The sequence below is a fragment of the Isoptericola hypogeus genome (assembly GCF_039531145.1).
Taxonomy (GTDB): domain Bacteria; phylum Actinomycetota; class Actinomycetes; order Actinomycetales; family Cellulomonadaceae; genus Isoptericola; species Isoptericola hypogeus.
The window spans coordinates 1,246,769-1,266,836 of record NZ_BAAAPM010000003.1; the positions used below are offsets into that span (position 1 = coordinate 1,246,769).

Genomic DNA, 20,068 nt, shown 5'->3' on the forward strand with positions numbered 1-20,068 from the left:
GTTGCACATCAAGGTATCCCCGTCAGCACGGTTACGCAACCATCAGTTGCACGTGGGGCGCGGCCCGCGGTGCGCGCGTCATCACCTCCGCGCGGCGAGGAACTCCGCGATCCGGCCGATGGCCTCGGTGAGGACCTCCTCGTCCGGCAGGGTGACGAGCCGGAAGTGGTCGGGTGCGAACCAGTTGAAGCCGGTGCCGTGGGTGACGAGGATCTTCTTGGCCCGGAGCAGCTCGATGACGAACTCCTCGTCGTCGTCGATCGGGTACACCTCGGGGTCGAGCCGGGGGAAGCAGTACAGCGCCCCGCGCGGCCGCACGGACGTGACGCCGGGAATCTCGTTGAGCAGCTTGTCCGCGAGCATCGCCTGGTCGTAGAACCGACCGCCGGGAACGATGAGCTCGTCGATCGACTGGTAGCCGCCCAGCGCCGTCTGGATCGCGTGCTGCGCCGGGACGTTGGCGCACATGCGCATGTTCGCGAGCAGGGTGAGCCCCTCGAGGAACTCGCCGGCGATCTCCTTGGGGCCCGAGACCATGACCCACCCGGCCCGGTACCCGCACACGCGGTAGGCCTTGGACAGGCCGCTGAACGTCAGGCACAGCACGTCCGAGCCGGCCGCGGTCGCGGCGTGGTGGTGCACGGCGTCGTCGAACAAGATCTTCTCGTAGATCTCGTCGGCCATGACGACGAGGTCGTGGCGGCGCGCGATGTCGACCATCGCCTCCACCATCTCCTTGCTGTAGACGGCGCCCGTCGGGTTGTTCGGGTTGATGATCACGAGGGCGTGCGTGTTCTCGGTGATCTTCGACTCGAGGTCCTCGAGGTCCGGCATCCAGCCGTTCGCCTCGTCGCAGCGGTAGTGCACCGCCGTGCCGCCGCACAGCGTCACCGCGCCCGTCCACAGCGGGTAGTCGGGCGCGGGCACGAGGACCTCGTTGCCCTCGTCGACGAACGCCTGCAGCACCATCGTGATGAGCTCGGAGACGCCGTTGCCGATGAAGACGTCGTCCACGGTCGTGTCGCGCAGCCCGCGGGACTGGTAGTACTGCGCGACGGCGGTGCGCGCCTCGTAGATCCCGCGCGAGTCGCTGTACCCCTGCGCCTCCGGCAGGTGGTGCACGACGTCGGCCAGGATCGCCTCCGGTGCCTCGAAGCCGAACGGCGCCGTGTTGCCGATGTTCAGCTTGAGGATGCGGTGGCCCTCGGCCTCGAGGCGCTGGGCCTCGACGAGGATGGGACCGCGGACGTCGTATCGGACGCCGCGGAGCTTGCGGCTCTGTCGGATGGTGCGCACGGAGCCATCCTCCCAGCCGGACCCGCTCAGGAGAACGGCCATTTCGCGACGACTGGACCTGGCGCGGTCCGGCGGTCGCGGATCAGCACGGCCGAAGGGGTGGCAGCACGCGGCGCGATGCGCCACGGTGGGAGTTCCCGGACGTCGCAGGAGGTCGCCATGAAGGTCGTCGTCATCGGTGCGCTGGGCAAGGTCGCGCGCCTGCTGGTCCCGCTGCTGGCGGACGGCGGCACCGGCCCGGTGGTCGACGTCGTCGGCGTCGTGCGCAAGCCGGAGCAGATCGACCGGGTGGCCGACCTCGGCGCGGAGCCGCTGCTCCTCGACGTCGAGCACGCCACGACCGAGCAGCTCGCGGCGGCCGTGCACGGCGTCGACGCCGTCGTGTGGTCGGCCGGCGCGGGCGGCGGCGACCCCGAGCGCACCTACGCCGTCGACCGGGACGCCGCGATCCGCTCGATGGACGCCGCCGCGGGCGCCGGGGTGCGCCGGTACGTCATGGTGTCGTGGGTGGGCTCGACGCCGGAGCACGGCGTCCCTCAGAGCGCGGGCTTCTTCGCGTACGCGGACGCCAAGCTGGCTGCCGACGACCACCTGCGCACCACCGACCTGGACTGGACGATCCTCGGCCCGGGCACGCTCACCGACGAACCGCCTACCGGGCGGATCGCCCTCCTGCCCGAGACCGGTGCGGTGCCCGCCGGGACGGACACCAGCGTGCCGCGCGCCGACGTCGCGCAGGTCGTCGCCGCCACGCTGCGCGAGCCCGCGACCGTGGGGCGCTTCGTCCGGTTCTCCGCCGGGGAGACCCCGATCCCGGCGGCCCTGCGCAACCTGACCTAGGCGACAGCGCGTTCAGCCTCGGAGCAGGCGCTGCGCGTAAACGTCGAGCACCTGGATGATGCCCGCGTGCTGGTAGACGCGGTTGCGCTGCATACCTGTGCGTTCCTCCAGCACGCCCGCGTCGACCAGCTGGCCGAGCGCACGTTGGGCGCCCATGCCATTCATGCCCAGACGCTCGATCAGCAGGTTCGCGTTCACCACCGGGTGAGCGACCAGATGCGGCAGTACCTTCCATGCGCCGGCGTCGCGCCGCACTCCCGACATCTGCTCGCGCGCCCTCTCGACCTGGGCGGCAATGTCGTCCACCAGCCGGGCGCCTGAGGAGGCTGCGAAGCGGCCAGCGTTGCCGAAGGCCTCGATGATCGGCCTGGCATCGCCGTCGCGAAAGGCACCGAGCGCGCGGAAGTAGCCCTCGGTGTCGCGCAGCAGCCCCGCGGAGACCGGCGCGGTCGTGCTCGTCAGCACTCCCTTGGACTTCAGCAGGGCGTGCACGATGGCGCGACCGGTGCGACCGTTGCCATCGGCGAACGGGTGGATGGTTTCGAACTGGGCGTGCGCGATCGCGGCCTGCACGAGCACCGGCATGTCGTCGCGACGCATGAACGCCACCAGGTCGTCCATCGCACCCGGCACATGCTCGGCCTGCGGGGCGATGTGACTGGCCCCGATCGGGGTGAGTCCGCTGGAGCCGACCCACACAAGCCCTTCGCGGTAGCGACCGGCGTGCTGCTCCCAGCCGGTCTGAGCCTCGAGCAGCTCGCGTTGTATCGCGAGGACGGCGTCACTGTCGAGCCGGTCGGCTAGATCGAGAGCGGCCTCCATGGCCCGCACGTTGGCGACGACAACCTTGGCGTTCTGGGACGTCGACTGGTCGATCTCCGCGAGGGCGAGCTGTCGGGCACCAACAGTCAGGTTCTCGATCTGGGAGGACGACGTCGACTCCGTACGCAGCAGGATCGACGACATCGGCCCGAGCGTCGGACTGGTTGCGCCGAGCACCGAGCGCGCGTAGACATCAAATCTCGCGAGGGTCGTGACGCCGATGCCACGGCCGCGCCACGGGCCACCCGCCTCCCGACGCCGCGCACTGATCGCACCGTGCGGGCGGACTCCTGGGTCGGCGCGGGCGGCCGTCTCGACGACGTCGAACCCCGCCCGCTCGACGCGCGCCGCCAGCTCGTCGGCCGGCCAGAACCATGCCTGCGTGACGGCGTGGTCGAACGGCTCGACGCGCGGGCCGCGGCAGAAGCCGATCAGCAGCCCGCCGCCCGGGGCGACGGCGCGCGCGAGCTCGGCCAGCACGCGGTCCACACCTTCGGGCGGGGTGTGGATGATCGAGTACCAGGCCAGCACGCCGCCGAGGCTGCCGCCGGGCACGCCGAGGTCGTCCAGCGCGGCACGGCGGAACGGCACTCCCGGGTACTGCGCGCGGGCACGTTCCAGGAACGGGTCCGCGAGGTCCACGCCCTCCGCGTCCAGGCCCAGCCTGGCGAGGAAGTCCGTCCAGTGGCCCGGCCCGCAGCCGGCGTCGACCACGCGGCCCGTCAGCCCCTCGGCCCACCGCGCGACCAGGTCCCTGTCCTCGTCGTGCACCGCGTCCATCGAGCCGAACATGGCCGTGTACTCGTCGGCGCGCGCCGCGTAGGCCGCGCTGGCGTCCCCCACGCGCTCAGTCCAGCTCGCGCAGGGGCGCGGTCCGCTCGCCGCCGGCATCTCCCGTGTTGACCGTCGCGGTCGGCTCGACGAGGAGCGCGTGCACCACGCCGTCGGCCCGCGGGCAGTGCTCGACTCCTCGCGGCACGACGAACACGTCGTGGGGCCCGAGGACGACGTCGCGGTCGCGGAGCTGGATGGTGAGCCGCCCGCTGAGCACGAGGAACAGCTCGTCGGTGTGGTCGTGCGTGTGCCAGACGAACTCGCCGTCGAGCTTGACCACCTTCACGGCGTAGTCGTTGACGCTCGCCAGGAGGTGGGGCTGCCACGGCTCCGGGACCGCGTCGAGGGCCGTCAGGATGTTCCGCACGTCGTCGGTCATGGTCAGAGCCTAGGAGCCGGACCTCGGCGACCGCTGCTCACCCGAGCAGCTCCTTGACCGGGCCACGGATTCCCGCCGGGTCGAGGCCGTGCGCGGCGGCGTGGTCGCGCGGGGTGCCGTACCGGCGCAGCTCCGCGTCGCGGGGCACGCCGACGTGCAGCACGCGGCTGGGCCGGTCGGCGAGCGCCGCGGCCACCGCGGCCGCGCTGGTGCCCTCGAGGTAGGGCTCCACGACGGCGAGCACCGGCGTCGGGCCGGCGAGCGCCCGCAGCCCGTCCGCGTCGAGCGGGTGCGGGGTGGCGGTCCACGCGACGCGCACGGGCAGGTCGGCGGTCGCCTCCAGCACGGTGTCGAGCATCGGGCCGACGGCGAGCACCACGGGGGTCTCGCGCGCGCCGTCCCGCATCAGGTGCAGCCGCCCGTCCACGGGGTGAGGCCGGGAGTTGCGCTGCCCGGACAGGCGCACGTAGACGCGGCCGGTGCCCTCGGCCTCGCGGTGCAGGATCTCGGCCACCTCGTCGGCGTGGCCGGGCACGTGCACCGTCCAGCCGGGCAGCGCGGAGATCAGCGCGACGTCGGCGGGCGCCTGGTGCGTGCGGCCGCCGGCGCTCACGTCGTAGGAGGCCCCCGCGCTCACGAGCACCGCGCCGACGTCCTGGTGCCCGAGGTCGAGCTTGACCTGCTCGTACGGCCGCTCGACGAGGAACGACGCGAACGTGTGCACGATCGGGCGCCGCCCGGCCAGCGCGAGGCCCCCGGCCACACCGATGAGCGCCTGCTCGCGGATGCCGACGTCGATGACGCGGCCGGGGTGGCGCTCGATCGCGCGGGACAGGTACCCGGAGCCGATGACGGCCAGCACGACGTCCACGTCGGGGAACGCGTCGAGCAGCGGGTCGATCTCCTCGTAGAAGCGGGTACGCAGGTCGAGGGACCGCGCCCCGGTCGCCTGGGTGGTCATGCCGCCACCTCCCGCGTGGGATCGGCCGCGGTCGTGTCGACGACCACGACCGTGGGCCGGTCGGGCTCCGTGCGCCGTAGCGCCGCCGCCAGTCGCGGATGGTCGTGGTGACGCACCTCCGCGCACGACCAGCCCTCCAGGTCGAACCGGGCGGCGATGCCGCCGGGCCAGCCGAGCCCGTCGCTGTGGTTGTCGACGACGACGCAGGTGAGGTTGCCGAGCCCGAAGCGGCCGGCGACCTGGATCGCCTCGGCGTTGCTGCCCTCGTCGAGCTCGGCGTCGCCCACCAGCACGACCACCCGGGCGGGCGACCGGTCGCGCAGGCCGAGCGCGAGCCCGACGGCGATCGGGAGTCCGTGCCCGAGCGAGCCGCTGCCGATCTCGATGCCGGGCACGAGCGTGCGGTCGGGATGGTGCCCGAGCCGGGAGCCCCACGAGGCCACGTCGTCCAGCCACGACGCGGGGAAGAAGCCCTTCTCGGCCAGCACGGCGTAGGTCGACGCCGGCCCGTGGCCCTTCGAGAGCAGGAACCGGTCGCGGTCGGGGTCGTCCGGGGCATCGGGGTCGACCCGCAGCACCTGGTCGTACAGGGTCCACACGGCGTCCAGCGTCGAGTGGGCGCTCGGGTCGTGCTTCTCGTCGCCCGTGACGCGGGCGACGAGGTCCCGGACGCGCTGCGGGACGGGCAAGGGGGTGGTCGTCGGCGGCGATGTGGTCGTCATCCCTCGATGCTCTGACCTCAACTTTGGTTCAGGTCAAGGGGTGCGCCACCTCACGCACCGACGTCCTGCGGAAACACGACGCGAGAGGCAGGATCGAGACGGACCAGCCGCCGTCATCAGGAGGTCTCGTCATGGCCCGCACCGTCGCCGAACACCTCGTCGACCAGCTCGTCGCCGCCGGCGTGAAGCGCATCTACGGCATCGTCGGGGACTCGCTCAACCCGGTCGTGGACGCCGTGCGCCGCACCGACGGCATCGACTGGGTCCACGTGCGGCACGAGGAGGCGGCCGCGTTCGCCGCGGCCGCCGACGCGGAGGTGACGGGCGAGCTCGCCGTCTGCGCCGGGTCGTGCGGGCCGGGGAACCTGCACCTCATCAACGGCCTCTACGACGCGAACCGCTCGCGCCTTCCCGTGCTCGCGATCGCGTCGCACATCCCGAGCCCGCAGATCGGCACGCAGTTCTTCCAGGAGACGCACCCGGACCGCATCTTCAACGAGGCGTCCGTGTTCTCGGAGCTGATCTCGTCGGCCGCGCAGCTCCCGCGTGTCACGCGCTCCGCCATCCAGCACGCGCTCGCCGCCCCCGGAGTGGCCGTCCTGACCCTGCCGGGCGACGTCGCCGACCAGCGCGTGCCCGACGACGACGCCCCGATCCTCGTGCCCGGCGCCTGCCCGGCGCGCGTCGTGCCGAACGAGACCGACGTCGAGGCCCTGGCCGAGGCGATCAACAAGGCCAAGAAGGTGACGCTGTTCGTCGGCGCCGGGGCCCGCGGCTCCCGCGACGCCGTGCTGGAGCTCGCCGACCTCGCCGCCGCGCCCGTCGGCCACTCGCTGCGCGGCAAGGAGATCATCCAGTACGAGAACCCGCACGACGTCGGCATGTCCGGCCTGCTCGGGTACGGCTCCTGCCACGAGGCGATGCACTCGGCCGACCTGCTGGTCCTGGTGGGCACCGACTTCCCGTACGACTCCTTCCTGCCCGCGGACGTCCGCACCGCGCAGATCGACGTCGACGCCTCCCACCTGGGCCGGCGCACCCGGCTCGACCTGCCCGTGCACGGCGACGTCGGCGAGACCCTGCGGCTGCTGAACCCGCTGGTCGCGCGCAAGAAGGACCGCAAGTTCCTGCGCTCGATGGTCGACAAGCATGCCGGGATCATGACCAAGGTCGTGGGCGCGTACACCCGCAACGTGGAGAAGCACACGCCCATCCACCCGGAGTACGCGGCGGTCCAGCTCGACGAGACGGCGGCCGACGACGCCGTGTTCACCGTCGACACCGGCATGAACAACGTCTGGGCCGCCCGCTACCTCACGCCCAACGGGAGGCGGCGCGTCATCGGGTCGTTCATCCACGGGTCGATGGCGAACGCGCTGCCGCACGCCATCGGCGCCGCGTTCGCGCAGCCCGGCCGGCAGGTGGTGGCGCTGGCCGGCGACGGCGGGCTGTCGATGCTGCTGGGCGAGCTCATCACCGTGCGCACCTACGACCTGCCCGTGAAGATCGTCGTCTTCAACAACGCGACGCTCGGCATGGTGAAGCTCGAGATGCTGGTCGAGGGGCTGCCGTCGTACGGCACGGACTCGCCGCCCGTGGACTACCGGGCGATCGCCACCGCCGTCGGCATCCCGGCGGTGCGCGTGGAGCGGCCCAAGGACCTGCGCCGCGCCCTCAAGGACGGCCTCGACCGCAAGGGCCCGGCGCTCGTCGAGGTGGTCACCGACCCGAACGCGCTGTCCATCCCGCCGTCCATCACGTCCGGTCAGATCCGCGGGTTCGCCACCGCCATGACGAAGGAGATCTTCGGCGGCGGCATGGGCGAGGTCATGGCCATGGCCCGCTCCAACCTACGGAACCTCCCCCGCTGACCCCCAACCCTCGTGCTGTGAGCATGATTTTGGCCCGGTTTCGGTCACGAAACCGGGCCAAAATCATGCTCACAGCGCTCAGCGGCGCCAGGTGGCGGCGACGGCGAGGAACGCGTCGTTCGCCTCGATCTCGCCGATGCTCACGCGCAGGCCGTCGCCGGCGAACGGGCGCACGAGGACGCCGGCGGCGGTCGCCTCGGCCGCGCGGTCCATGGTCGCGTCGCCGAGCGGGAACCACACGAAGTTCGCGTGCGTCTCGGGCAGGTCCCAGCCCTGCTCGCGCAGGGCCGCGGTGACGCGGTCACGCTCGGCCACCAGGGCGCCCACCCGCTCGCGCAGCTCGGACTGCGCGACCGGCTGCAGCGACGCGAGCGCGGCCCGCTGCGCGAGGTGGTTGACGCCGAACGGCGTGGACACCGCGCGGATGCCCGCGGCGAGCCGCGGCTCGGCGACGGCGTACCCGACGCGCAGGCCCGCCAGCCCGTACGCCTTGGACAGCGTGCGCAGCAGCACGACGTTCGGGTGCCGCGACAGCAGGTCGACGCCGTCGGGCGCCTGCGGGTCGCGCACGAACTCCAGGTAGGCCTCGTCGACGATCACCAGCACGTCGCGCGGCACGGCGGCGAGGAACGCCTCGAGCTCGTCGGCGTGCACCACGGGGCCGGTGGGGTTGTTGGGGGTGCAGACCATGACGACGCGGGTGCGCGGCGTGACGGCGGCGGCCATCGCGGGCAGGTCGAGCCGCCCGTCGGCGGAGACGGGCACGGTGACGGCGACCCCGCCGGCGACGGCGACGGTGATCGGGTACGCCTCGAACGAGCGCCACGGGAACACGACCTCGTCGCCGTGCTCGACGACGGCCTGCAGCACGTGGCCCAGCACCGCGACCGACCCGTTGCCCACCACGACCTGGTCCGCGCCGACCCCGACGTGCCCGGCGAGCGCCTCGACCAGCTCGGTCGCGAACATGTCCGGGTAGCGGTTCGTCTCCTCCGCGGCGCGGGTGATCGCCTCGAGGACGGACGGCAGCGGCGGGTACGGGTTCTCGTTGGACGAGAGCTTCCAGAGCCTCGCCCCCGGTGCCGGGCGCGCGCCCGGGACGTAGGCGGGCAGCGCGGCGACGGCGGCGCGCAGGGGGACGATCGGCGAGTCAGCGGCGGTGGTCACAGCCGTCAAGGATGCCATCCCGCCCGCTGCGGTGATTCACCGCACCTCCCTGTCGGAGCCGTGCCACGATGACCTGCATGAACTTCCTCGTGCGCACGCTCGTCACGGCCGTGGCGCTGTGGCTGAGCGATCTCATCTTCGACAGCCTGACCATCCTCCCCGAGTGGGATGACGGCGCAGGGAGCTACCTCCTGGCGCTGCTCGGGGTCTCGCTCGTCTTCACGATCGTCAGTAGCTTCGTGAAGCCGATCGTCAGCATCATCTCGATCCCGCTGCTGATCCTCACGCTCGGGCTGTTCTACCTGCTGATCAACGCGTTCATGCTGTGGTTGACCACGTGGATCACCGGGCAGGGCTGGTTCGGCGACTGGGGCCTCGAGGTCACCGGCGGCTTCTGGTGGTACATCTGGGTGGCGCTCATCCTCGCCGTCCTGCAGGCGATCGTCGGAGCGTTCGCCCCGAAGAAGGACTGACGCCGTCGGGCCCGGGCGCCAGCACCACGCCCGGGTCCGGCACACGGCGCGCTGCGAAGAACCAGGTCCGCGCGCTCCGGCCGTCGAGCAGCCGCTCCAGCCGCCCGGCGATGTCGGCCACCTGGACACTCCCGGACGCGCGCGCCGTTGCGAGGGTGCGCAGGTGGGTCGGCATCGCGTGCGAGAGCGAGACGCTGCCCGACGCCGCGCGGTCCGCCGGGTCCGACGACGCACGCAGGGCCCGGCCGACGGTGACGCGGTCGCGCGTGGCGGGGTTCTCGGCGCTCGAGCGGCCGTCCGCCGGGGAGACCAGCTCCTCGTCGTTCTCCAGGTGCAGCACCGGCACGCCACGCGGGGTGACGAACGTGGCCGTGGGCGCGCCCGCCGTCACGACGCCCCCCACCCGGTGCCGGGCGCGGAACCACGGCGACGACGCCAGCGCCACGGCGGCGATCCCGCCCAGGCTGTGCCCCACCAGGACCACGGGCTCGTCGGGTGCCGCCCCGGCCACCTCGAGCGCCCGGGTGACCGCCTCCGTCACGTCCGCCGCCGCGTGCGCCATCAGCTCGAGGTCGGTGAGCGCGTCGAACGGGTTCGACGTGGGCAGCAGCTGCTGCGTCCCCGGCACCAGGACGGTCCACGACGTGGTCCCGTCGTCGTGCGTCACCCGCTCGACGACGACCGAGCCCTCGGGGGCGCCCGCTCCCGGCCGCCCCACGGCCCCGCTGCCCTGGGGGTAGAGGTCGGCCGTGCGCGCGAGCGCCTCGGCGACCGTGCCTGACGGCCGTCCGGCCCACGCGGGCGGCCCGTGGGACCCGCCCGCGACGATGGCCGCCACCTGGACGTCTGAGTCGGCCATGGCCGACCGCACCAGGGTGGCCAGCTCCCCTGCTCCACCTGGCACTCCCCCGAAGGGGTCGACCCCCCACGCCAGCCCGGCGACCGCCTCGTCCGCGAACGGCGCCGCCCCCCGCCACGCGTCGGCGAGCACGCCGCCCTCGTCGGTGTCCACGCGGGTGACCGGCGGCGCGGGCCGGCTCCAGGCAGGCGGCCCGGGCTCCCGCTCCCCGACCTCCAACGGGCTGACCAGCCCGGCGACGGCCGCGCCGAGCTTCAGCGGGGGCAGCACCACCGTGTCGAGCACGCGCCCGACGACGGTGAGGAGGCCGGTCGTCGCGCCACCCACGACCTGCTCGGCCACCGACTCGGTCCGCTCGTACAGGCCGGCCGCGAGCCGCAGCCGCAGTGCGAGCCGGTCCGTTCCTTCGCCTCGGCGCTCCAGCAGTGCGGCGACGTCGGCAGCGAGGTCGGCGGCCCGGGCACGCGCGGCGAGGTCGGCCGGGTCGCTCCGGCCCGTGAACGACGCGACGAACGGGTCGGGTACCCACAGCGACCGTGTCAGCGCCCCGTGCGCGGCCGCGCAGCCCCGCGCCGCCGCGCGCAGCCCTGCCGACGCGCCGTCGAGCAGCGCGGCGGCCCCCCGCACCGCGTCCGCGTCGACGCGGGTCAGCGGCCGCCCGCCGAGCACGGTCAGCGTGTCGGCCGGCGGCAGCCCGTCGGTCATGCCAGCACCACCACCGCTGCCGCCTCGTCGAGCACCCGGAGGTCGGCGTCCAGCGTCACGACGAGTTCGGCGACGGCCGTGCGGAAGGCGTCGGCCGCCGGGGACTCCCAGGAGAGCGCGGCGCTGCGCCGCAGGCTCTCCATCACCTGCGCGACGTCCGCGCGGGCCGCGCGCAGGACGGCGTGGGCCTCCGCCCGCGCGTCACCCGTCCAGAGCCCGTCCGCTCCGGCGTCGGGGGCGACGCACAGCGGCGGTAGTGCGGGGGCGTCCGGCTCGAGGAGGTCCATGCCCCGGGACGCTAGGAGGGCGCGGCACCCCGAAGCGTCGGCGGCGCCGTCCCTGTGGATCAGCCGCGCCCGGGGACAGCCTCCGGCGCATCGAGGGCGGCGAGCCGGTCCCGGTCGGACAGGATGTCGATCCCGGTGACGCGGCCGGCGCGCACCGTGAACGCGAGGACGGCGTGCACCGTCCCGTCGCCCGCCGCCGTGACGAGCCCCGGCGACCCGTTGACGAGCGCGAGCCGCGAGCCCCGGGCCGTGCCGAAGTGCAGCGCCGCCTGCTCGGCGACCGCCGCCGCGCCGCGGAGCAGCCGCGACAGGCCCCCCGCGCCGTAGTCGACCCGCAGCACCACGTCCGGGTCCAGCAGGGCCAGCAGCCCCTCGAAGTCGCCCGCCTGCGACGCGGCGAGGTAGGCGCCGACGACCTCGCGACGGCGTGCGGCGTCGTCCTGCACCGGCGTGGCGTCGCGGACCTTGCGGCGGGCGCGGCTCGCGAGCTGGCGCGTGGCGGCGACGGACCTGTCCACGATCGGCGCGAGGTCCTCGAAGGGCACCGTGAACTGGTCGTGCAGCACGAACGCGACACGCTCGGCCGGGGTGAGCGCGTCGAGCACGACGAGCAGCGCCGTCCCGAGCTCGTCCGACGTCACGGCCCGGCGCTCGGGGTGGTCCACGTCGTCCGCGACGACCGGGTCCGGCAGGCGTGACCCCCACCCGTCCTCCCGGCGCGACGCGCGCGAGCGCAGCAGGTTGAGCGCCACCCGGCCGACGATCGTGGTCAGCCACCCGGCGAGGTTCTCCACGCCGTCGGTGCCGGCCGCCTGCGCCCGCACCCAGGCGTCCTGGACCGCGTCCTCCGCGTCGGACGCGGAGCCCAGCACCCGGTACGCGACGGTCCGCAGGTGCGGGCGGTAGGTCTCGAAGCTCTCCGCCAGAAGGTCGGTGCTCACCTGTCACACTCCTCGGCCGGGCCGTGTCAGAGGGGATGACAGCACGCGCTGCCGACGACCACCGAACCACACGGGTGGGACATCGGCCCGACCACCGAGGAGTACCCATGACCACCCTGACCTCGAACGAGACCCTCGCCCGCTCGCTCCGCGGCCGCCTCCTCGTGCCCGGCACCGCCGGGTTCGACGCCGCGTCGACCCCCTGGAACCTCGCCGTGCGGCAGCCGGTCGCCGCCGTCGTCGAGGCCGTCGACGCCGACGACGTCGCCACGACGGTGCGCCACGCGCGGGCCGCGGGGCTGACGGTCGCCGCGCAGTCGACCGGCCACGGCGCCACCGGCGACACCGAGGGCGCGGTCCTGTTGCGCACCGGCCGCCTCGACGACGTCTCGGTCGACCCCGTCGCCCGCGTGGCGCGCGTCGGGGCGGGGGCGTCGTGGGCCGCCGTCCAGGCCGCCTCCGCGCCGCACGGGCTGACCGGCCTGCTGGGGAGCGCGCCCGGCGTCGGCGTCGCCGGTTACACCCTCGGCGGCGGCCTCGGCTGGTTCAGCCGGGCGCACGGCCTCGCGGCCGACCACGTGCGGTCGTTCGACGTCGTGGACGCCGACGGCGTGCGGCGCACCGTGGACACCGGCTCCGACCCGGAGCTGTTCTGGGCCCTGCGGGGCGGGGGCGGCGACCTCGCCGTCGTGACGTCCCTGGAGATCGCGCTCGAGCCGGTGCCGGCGTTCGCCGGCGGCTCCCTGGTCTGGCCGGCGGAGCGCGCCGGCGACGTCCTCGCCGCCTACCGCGAGGTCACGTCGTCGGCGCCGCGCGAGCTCAGCCTCTGGTTGTCGCGGGTCGAGGCGCCGGGCGCGCCCGGGGTCGTCGTGCTGCACGCCGCGTACCTCGGCGACGACGCGACGGCCCGCGACCTGCTGCGCCCGTTCGACGCCGTCGGCGGCGCGCTCGCATCGCGGGTCGGACCGGTCGGTCTCGCCGACACGGGGTCCATCACCGCCGACCCGACGGACCCCGCGGCGGGCCGGTCGCGCGCGGAGCTGCTGACCGGGGTCGACGGCGACGCCGTGGCACGCCTGTTCACGGAGCCGGTCGCGCCGCTGCTGATGCTCCAGCTGCGGCACCTCGGCGGCGCGCTGGCCGACCCCGGGCCGGACGCCGGGGCGCTCGGCGCGATCACGGAGCCGTACCTGCTCTACGGGTTCGGCCTCGCCTTCGAGCCGGGCCTCGCCACGGCCGTCGGCGAGGCCCTGGCGACCTTGCCCGCCCGGCTGGAGGGTGTGGTCACCGGCCGCAAGCCGGCCACCTTCCTCGCCCCGGGCGAGCGGGCCGCCGCCGCGTACGACGCCGACGCCCTCGCGCGGCTGCAGGAGCTCAAGCGCGCCCACGACCCGCGCGGCGTCATCCGCGGCAGCTACCCCGTGCTCGCCTGATCCACCGGCGGTCGAGCCTGTCGAGGCCACCGGGGTCTCGACAGGCTCGACAGGCTCGACCGCCGATCCGGGGCGCGTGGGAGAATATCGGCCGTGACCTCCCCCGCGCCGCAGACCTCGCCGACCGAGCCCACAGCCGCCCAGCCCGCCCGCGTGAACCTCGCCGACGTCACGCCGCCCGTCGCGCTCGGTCCTCTCGACGGCCGCTACCGCGGGTCGGTCGCGCCGCTGGTGGACCACCTGAGCGAGGCCGCGCTGAACCGGGCGCGCATCCACGTCGAGGTCGAGTGGCTGGTCACGCTGTGCAACGGGACTTCCGACGCCCCCGGCGCCGTCGTCCCCGGGGCCCCCACGCTGACCGACGCCGAGATCGCGTACCTGCGGCAGATCCCCGCGACGTTCGGCGCGGACGAGATCGCGGAGCTCGCCGCCATCGAGCGTGAGACGGTGCACGACGTCAAGGCCGTCGAGTACTTCATCAAGCGCCGCATCGCCGCCGCCCCCGACGCCCTCGGCGGGACGAACCTGCCGGCCGCGAGCGAGCTCGTGCACTTCGCCTGCACCTCCGAGGACATCAACAACCTCTCCTACGCGCTCATGGTGCAGGGCGGGATGCGCGACGTCTGGCTCCCCGCCGCGGAGGCCCTGACCGACCAGCTCGCCGCCATGGCCCGCGAGCACGCCGGCGTCCCGATGCTCAGCCGCACGCACGGCCAGCCGGCGACGCCGACGACGATCGGCAAGGAGCTCGCGGTGCTCACCCACCGCCTGCGCCGCCAGCTGCGCCGGATCGAGGGCGCCGAGTACCTGGGCAAGCTCAACGGCGCGACCGGCACCTACGGCGCGCACACCGTCGCCGTCCCGGGCGCCGACTGGCCCGCGGTCTCGAAGTCGTTCGTGGAGCACCTCGGCCTGGTGTGGAACCCGCTGACCACGCAGATCGAGTCGCACGACTGGCAGGCCGAGGTCTACGCCGACGTCGCCCGGTTCAACCGGATCCTGCACAACCTCGCGACCGACGTGTGGACCTACATCTCGCTCGGGTTCTTCACGCAGATCCCGGTCGCGGGCGCCACCGGCTCGTCGACCATGCCGCACAAGGTCAACCCGATCCGGTTCGAGAACGCCGAGGCGAACCTCGAGATCTCGTGCTCGCTGCTCGACACGCTCAGCGCCACCCTCGTCACGAGCCGCCTGCAGCGCGACCTCACGGACTCCACGACGCAGCGCAACATCGGCCCGGCGTTCGGCCACTCGCTGCTCGCGATCGACAACGTCCGCCGCGGCCTCAAGGCGCTGAACGTCAACGCCGCCCTCATGGCCGACGACCTCGACGCCAACTGGGAGGTGCTCGGCGAGCCCGTCCAGTCGGCGATGCGCGCGGCCTCCGTCGCCGGCGTCGAGGGCATGGAGAACCCCTACGAGCGTCTCAAGGAGCTCACCCGCGGTCAGCGCGTCGACGCCGCGCGCATGCGCGAGTTCGTCGCCGGCCTGGGACTGCCCGACGACGTCGCCGCGCGGCTCGCCGCGCTCACCCCGGCGTCGTACACCGGCGTCGCCGCACAGCTCGTCGAGGACTACCTGGCCTGATCGACGGGACGACCACGCCTCGGCGGGCTCGTCGTGGCGGTCGACCCGCGTCTCGCCCTCGCACCGAGGACGTTGCCGTTTCGAGGGGTGTCGGCGCGGCAGGAGCGCGTCCGCCCTGCCGCGCCCCGATTCGCCTACGGCGGAGTGTCCTGCCGAGCAGGATCCGCGCCCGCACCGCAGGCAGATCTCTCGCTGGGCGGACACCACGCGAAGCGACAACGTCGTCGGCGCGGCCTTCGCGAGCCGGCCTCAGGTGGTCGTCGGCCCGCCGACCGCGGGCGACGACGCCTCGGCGAGCCCGCGGCGCGCCTCGGCGAGCTCGTCGACCCGGTTCACCAGCCAGCGCAACCCGACGGTGACGACGATCGAGACGGCCAGGAGCACGAGCAGGTCCGCCAGGTCGACGCCGTAGAACGGCGCCGTCCGCGACCCGAAGATCCCGGTTCGCCCGATCACGACGGCGGCCGCGACGCCCGCAAGGACCGGCACCGACTGACGCGCTCGCTGGGAGAAGAGCAGCCCGACGAGGAGGAGACCGAGCGACACGCGCAGGGTATCGGCGCCGATCATGAAGCCGAGGGTCAGGGGGCCCCCGACCAACGACCCGTCGAGGAGGTTTTGTGCGGCAGTCGTCAGGGGCATCGCGACCGCGCCGACCGTCACCAGGACGACGAGCCGCCGCCAGAACGGCTGTCGGACCGGCCGGCCCCACCGGGTCCGTTCCGCGACTACGACGGCGAACGCCGTCTGGCCGACCGCCCAGCCCACCCCGGTGTAGACCGCGAGCACCTCGTCCGAGGCGATCAGCGCGACGACGGTGAACCATCCCACGGCAGCGGAGACCGCCAGGAGCCCGCGTGCCGTCTTCAGGGCGCCGAGGACGAGGAGGATCGTCCCTATGCCCCACAGCACCCATGACGGGCCGAACGGGGAGGTGACGACGGCGTCCCGCAGACTGCCCGTCGCGTGGAACGCGCTCACGCCCACCCACAGCCCGGCGAGCGCGGCAACGCCCAGGAGGAGCGGCAGGAGCACCAGCAGCCACGACGTGCCCGCCCGCCGCTGGGTCGGCGTCGACCCGAGCGGCGCGAGCAGCCATTCCCGCGCGGCGGCGCGCAGCAGGTCCCATCGCTCGGCGCGGGTGGGTCGCGACTGCCCGGGCGCCGCGTCGTCGAGCAGGTGCCCGAGCATCTCGGCCTCGTGCTCGCGCCGGTACGCGAGCGGGAACAGGCGCAGGAGTCGCCGGTAGTCCCGCACGAGCACGGGGGTCACGAACGTCGTCTCGTCGCTTCGGCCGCCGGTCATGCCGTCACCCCGCCCAGCCCGCCGACGCGGCCGGCGTCCCCGCGCGTCGGCTGCGCCGCGAGCCGCTCGAGCGCCTGCTGCGCCTGGGCCTCGGCCCGCCGCGCCTCGGCGGCGAGGCGCTCCCCGCCCTCAGGGGTCAGCCGGTAGTAGCGCCGCAGCCGCGAGTCGACGACCTCCTCCCGGTCCACCTCGACGAGGCCGGCGGCGACGAGCCGGTCGATCGCGCCGTACAGCGTGCCCGCCCGTAGCGTGACCCGTCCGTCGGAGCTCGACTCGACGTCCTTGGAGATGCCGTACCCGTGCGACGGGCCCTGTGCCAACGCGGACAGGATGAGGAACGCCGGCTCCTGCAACGGTCTCGATGCCATGCCGAAGACCATACTCTCGTGACGAAGGCATTCGCGCGGACACGCCGGCGGAACGTCGACGCGTCCGCCGGAAGACCGCCCGGGGCCCTGTGATCACCGTGGCGCGACCATTCTGGTCAATTCCCTGGGCAACCACTACTGTGCCGATCCGTGGGGCCGCACCGGCCACTGGACGGAGAGGTCACACACGCATGCACGCACGCCTGCTCGCCACCGGCGGGGTCCTGATCGGTCTCGTCGCCACCGGCCTCGTACCCGCGGCGCAGGCGGTGCCGCCGACAGCCGGCGACGTCGCCGTCACCCTGCCGGACGGCCGCACCGCCGCCGACGCGCGGCCGGCGGCCCACCCGGTGGCGGCGCAGGTCGCGCGCACCACGCTCCGGGCGGGTGCGAAGTCGGACACCCGGACCGCGACCGCGGACGTGACCGGGTTCGGCACCGTCGGGGTCACCTGGGAGAGCGCGGCGGACACCGGCGACCTCACCGTGCAGGTCCGCACCAGCGAGGACGGCCGCACCTGGTCCCCGTGGGAGACCGTCGAGACGGAGGTCGGCCCGCACGGGACGGTGGACGGTACGGCCCCGCTCGTGGTGGGCGAGGTCGCCAGGGTCGCGGCCCGCGTCACGGGCCCGGGCGTCGCCCGCATCGACGGGCTGACGCTCGCCGTCGTCGACCCGGGCGAGTCGATCGCCGACGACGACGTGCCCGCCCCGGCCGAGGCCGTCTCGCCGCACGGCGCATCCGTCGCGACGGCGGTCACGCCGCCCACGGCACCCGCGATCAACAGCCGCGCCGCCTGGGGCGCCGACGAGTCCCTGGCGACGTGGGAGCCCGAGCAGGGGCAGATCCGCGCGGCCGCGATCCACCACACCGCGCACTCCGACACCGCCAACGCCTACGCAGCCGCGGACGTGCCCGCCATCCTGCGTGGCATCTACGCGTACCACGCGAAGACGCTCGGCTGGGGGGACATCGGCTACAACTTCCTCGTCGACAGGTACGGGCGGGTCTGGGAGGGGCGCAAGGGCGGCATCACCAAGCAGACCATCGCCGCGCACGCCCGCGGGTACAACACCAACTCGACCGGGATCTCGGTGCTCGGCAACTTCGATACCGGTACGGTCCCGGACGCGGCGGTCGACGCCGTCGTCCGCCTCGCGGCGTGGAAGCTCGCCCTGCACGGCGTGGACGCCGACGCCACCACCGTGATCGGCGACGCCACCCTCCCCACGATCTTCGGCCACCGCGACGTCGCCGCCACGGCCTGCCCGGGAGCCTCCCTGTACCAGCGGCTGGGCGAGATCCGGAGGCGCGCGGCGGCCGCGCAGGATGCGGCCGCGCAGGATGCGGCCGCGCCGGACCCGACCGCCCTGGTCGTGCCCCACGGCACGTTCGTGCGCCACCCTGACGGCAGGGTCGCCATGGTCGAGAACGGGCGCGGACACGTCGCCTCGTGCACCGTCGTCCAGCACTACGGCGCCACCTGCGCCGGGGCCCGGGCCGTGACCGCCGCGCAGTGGAACGCCCTGACCCCGGGCGGGCGCCTCTACCGCACCCTGCACGCCAACGACGGGCGCATCTACTACCTGCAGGACGGGCGCAAGAAGGAGGTCTACGACTGGGCCTCGCTCGACGCGGCAGGCCTGTCGAGGACGTCGGTCAGTTCCGGCGCGAACGCGATCACACGCCTGCCGTACGGCAAGCCGGTGGTGCGCGGCGGGGTCGTCGTGATCGACCGCAGCAACGGCAGCCTGCAGCTCGTCGTCGACGGCAAGCGGTCCCCGCTCCCGTCGTCGTTCGACGGCCACACCCCGATCGGCGCCCTGAAGCACCGGAAGCTCGACGGGCCGAGCGTCGACCGCATGACCGCGGCGAGGGCGACGAACGGCGTGGTCCGCCTCGAGGGCACGACGCGCAGGTATGTGCTGAGCACGCGCGGCCTGGTGCGGATCGACGGCACGGGCTCGCTGCGGAGCGCCACCGACGTCCGGGTGTGGGACCCGACCCTGAAGCGGGTGGTGCCGACGGTCGTCGCGAAGAAGGTGGGCAAGGTCGCGCTCCGGGTGCAGGGCGCGACCCGGCTCTACGTCCTCAAGAACGGGGTGCTGCACCCCGTGGCGAGCAAGTCCCGGCTCACGCGGATCTTCGGCGGGACCACGCCCACGGTGCACGTCGTGCTGCGGACGACCAAGGTGGAGTTCCCGGTCGGCACCGCTTGGTGACGCCCACTACCTGCGGAGGTACTCCCGCGCGACGTAGCCGAACTTGCCCTTGACGTAGACCTTGACCCAGTCGCCCTTCGGCGGGTGGATCATCGACACCGCGGTGCCCTTGCTCAGGGTGGCGCGGACGTCGGACCTGGTGCTCGGCCTGGCCCGCAGCCGCAGGCCGTTCGCGCTCACGTAGCGGGTGCCGAGCGACGTGACCCACGGCGAGACGTAGTCCGCGTGCATCCACCCGACCGTGCCGAGGCGCGTCACCTTGCGCCACGCCCCGGAGCTGTCGCCGGGCTTCGCGGTGAGCTTGCGGTTGACCGGCACGGTCCTGATGACCCGGTACCCCGTGCCGGGACCGGTGCGCAGGTTGACGCTGCCCGTCGTGAAGTACGTGCACGACGAGGGAACGCTGCGCGTGTAGGCCCACGCCGCGCCGGCATAGAGCGACGCGCCGTGGGCGCGCATCCAGGTGATCGGGTCGCGCGTGCTGCCCGACCCCTTGTACTCGTCCGTCCACACCTCGAAGTGCAGGTGCGGGGACGTCGACGTGCCGGACGACCCCACGTCGGCGATGCGCTGGCCCTGCTTGACGCGCTGCCCGGTGCGGACGTACCGGTCTCCGTCGACCACGTGCCCGTGCACCGTGTAGATGCGCCGGCCGTCGACCGAGTGCCGCAGCACCACGACCTGCCCGAAGCCCGGTGCCGAGCCGGCCTTGACCACCGTGCCCTTGCGGATCGCCTTGACCTTGGTCCCCCTGCTGGCGCCCATGTCCTGGCCCAGGTGGTAGGTGGAGGCGCCGCGGATGGGCATGCAGCGCGGCCCGTAGTAGGACGACAACCCGTAGCTGTCGTCCGGCAGGGGTCGCGTGATCCCGGGCACCGAGCCCGTGGCGGCCGCGGGCGACGCCGCGGCCGTCGATGCGCCGGCCGCCACGACCGCCAGCGCGATCGCCGCGACGAGCCCTGACGTGAACGTGCGTCGTGCCCCCATACCGCC

Annotated in this window: 18 protein-coding genes; 6 read left to right on the top strand and 12 right to left on the bottom strand. The window is 73.8% G+C overall.

Annotated features, from left to right (window positions below; genetic code table 11):
* Positions 1–81: 81 nt before the first annotated feature.
* Complete coding sequence (locus ABD254_RS07865; protein ID WP_344247291.1) at positions 82–1,296, bottom strand: pyridoxal phosphate-dependent aminotransferase; 1,215 nt, start codon at positions 1,294–1,296, stop codon at positions 82–84.
* 159 nt (positions 1,297–1,455) lie between these two features.
* Here ABD254_RS07865 and ABD254_RS07870 point away from each other — a divergent pair, with 159 nt between their 5' ends.
* Positions 1,456–2,136 (top strand): SDR family oxidoreductase, encoded by a 681-nt coding sequence (locus ABD254_RS07870; RefSeq protein ID WP_344247293.1) that lies wholly within the window; start codon positions 1,456–1,458, stop codon positions 2,134–2,136.
* Between the two features lie 12 nt (positions 2,137–2,148).
* On the opposite strand, the gene ABD254_RS07875 is transcribed toward ABD254_RS07870, so the two are convergent.
* The 4 genes from ABD254_RS07875 to ABD254_RS07890 form a co-directional block, all read right to left on the bottom strand.
* Entirely contained in the window at positions 2,149–3,738 is a 1,590-nt protein-coding gene (locus ABD254_RS07875; protein WP_344247295.1) for a Fic family protein, read from the bottom strand.
* A 67-nt stretch (positions 3,739–3,805) separates the two neighbouring features.
* Positions 3,806–4,171 (bottom strand): cupin domain-containing protein, encoded by a 366-nt coding sequence (locus tag ABD254_RS07880; protein ID WP_344247297.1) that lies wholly within the window; start codon positions 4,169–4,171, stop codon positions 3,806–3,808.
* A gap of 37 nt (positions 4,172–4,208) precedes the next feature.
* A complete protein-coding gene (locus ABD254_RS07885) occupies positions 4,209–5,132 on the bottom strand; it encodes a transketolase family protein (protein ID WP_344247299.1) in 924 nt (307 codons plus the stop codon).
* Positions 5,129–5,854 (bottom strand): thiamine pyrophosphate-dependent enzyme, encoded by a 726-nt coding sequence (locus tag ABD254_RS07890; RefSeq protein ID WP_344247301.1) that lies wholly within the window; start codon positions 5,852–5,854, stop codon positions 5,129–5,131. The genes ABD254_RS07885 and ABD254_RS07890 overlap by 4 nt, the downstream gene beginning before the upstream one ends.
* Positions 5,855–5,985: 131 nt before the next feature.
* On the opposite strand from ABD254_RS07890, the gene ABD254_RS07895 reads away from it, so the two are divergent.
* Positions 5,986–7,725 (top strand): pyruvate dehydrogenase, encoded by a 1,740-nt coding sequence (locus ABD254_RS07895; protein ID WP_344247303.1) that lies wholly within the window; start codon positions 5,986–5,988, stop codon positions 7,723–7,725.
* Positions 7,726–7,803: 78 nt separating this feature from the next.
* On the opposite strand, the gene hisC is transcribed toward ABD254_RS07895, so the two are convergent.
* Positions 7,804–8,910 carry a histidinol-phosphate transaminase gene (gene hisC / locus ABD254_RS07900; protein ID WP_425553683.1) on the bottom strand — a complete coding sequence of 369 codons (1,107 nt, stop codon included), beginning with the start codon at positions 8,908–8,910 and terminating at the stop codon, positions 7,804–7,806.
* 59 nt (positions 8,911–8,969) lie between these two features.
* On the opposite strand from hisC, the gene ABD254_RS07905 reads away from it, so the two are divergent.
* Positions 8,970–9,365, top strand: a complete 396-nt coding sequence (locus tag ABD254_RS07905) for a phage holin family protein (RefSeq protein ID WP_344247307.1) — start codon at positions 8,970–8,972, stop codon at positions 9,363–9,365.
* Here ABD254_RS07905 and ABD254_RS07910 read toward each other — a convergent pair.
* The 3 genes from ABD254_RS07910 to ABD254_RS07920 are packed head-to-tail and all read right to left on the bottom strand — an operon-like array spanning position 9,310 to position 12,157.
* Complete coding sequence (locus tag ABD254_RS07910) at positions 9,310–10,929, bottom strand: lipase family protein (RefSeq protein ID WP_344247309.1); 1,620 nt, start codon at positions 10,927–10,929, stop codon at positions 9,310–9,312. The genes ABD254_RS07905 and ABD254_RS07910 overlap by 56 nt on opposite strands.
* Positions 10,926–11,216 (bottom strand): hypothetical protein, encoded by a 291-nt coding sequence (locus ABD254_RS07915; RefSeq protein WP_344247311.1) that lies wholly within the window; start codon positions 11,214–11,216, stop codon positions 10,926–10,928. Before ABD254_RS07915 ends, ABD254_RS07910 begins: the two co-directional genes overlap by 4 nt.
* 59 nt (positions 11,217–11,275) lie before the next feature.
* Positions 11,276–12,157 (bottom strand): sigma-70 family RNA polymerase sigma factor, encoded by an 882-nt coding sequence (locus ABD254_RS07920; RefSeq protein ID WP_344247313.1) that lies wholly within the window; start codon positions 12,155–12,157, stop codon positions 11,276–11,278.
* Between the two features lie 107 nt (positions 12,158–12,264).
* Between ABD254_RS07920 and ABD254_RS07925 the strand changes: the two genes are divergently transcribed.
* Positions 12,265–13,590 (top strand): FAD-binding oxidoreductase, encoded by a 1,326-nt coding sequence (locus tag ABD254_RS07925; protein ID WP_344247315.1) that lies wholly within the window; start codon positions 12,265–12,267, stop codon positions 13,588–13,590.
* A gap of 93 nt (positions 13,591–13,683) precedes the next feature.
* Positions 13,684–15,180 (top strand): adenylosuccinate lyase, encoded by a 1,497-nt coding sequence (gene purB, locus ABD254_RS07930; protein ID WP_344247317.1) that lies wholly within the window; start codon positions 13,684–13,686, stop codon positions 15,178–15,180.
* Between the two features lie 249 nt (positions 15,181–15,429).
* On the opposite strand, the gene ABD254_RS07935 is transcribed toward purB, so the two are convergent.
* Both ABD254_RS07935 and ABD254_RS07940 read right to left on the bottom strand, forming a co-directional pair.
* On the bottom strand, positions 15,430–16,485 hold the full coding sequence (locus tag ABD254_RS07935; RefSeq protein ID WP_344247319.1) for a hypothetical protein: 1,056 nt from the start codon (positions 16,483–16,485) through the stop codon (positions 15,430–15,432).
* Entirely contained in the window at positions 16,482–16,853 is a 372-nt protein-coding gene (locus ABD254_RS07940; protein ID WP_344247320.1) for a PadR family transcriptional regulator, read from the bottom strand. Before ABD254_RS07940 ends, ABD254_RS07935 begins: the two co-directional genes overlap by 4 nt.
* Positions 16,854–17,044: 191 nt before the next feature.
* On the opposite strand from ABD254_RS07940, the gene ABD254_RS07945 reads away from it, so the two are divergent.
* The gene (locus tag ABD254_RS07945) at positions 17,045–19,075 is read left to right on the top strand and encodes an N-acetylmuramoyl-L-alanine amidase (protein WP_344247322.1); all 2,031 of its coding nucleotides are present in this window, start codon (positions 17,045–17,047) and stop codon (positions 19,073–19,075) included.
* A gap of 6 nt (positions 19,076–19,081) precedes the next feature.
* Here ABD254_RS07945 and ABD254_RS07950 read toward each other — a convergent pair.
* A partial coding sequence (locus ABD254_RS07950; RefSeq protein WP_344247326.1) for a peptidoglycan DD-metalloendopeptidase family protein occupies positions 19,082–20,068 on the bottom strand: 987 nt, incomplete at its 5' end.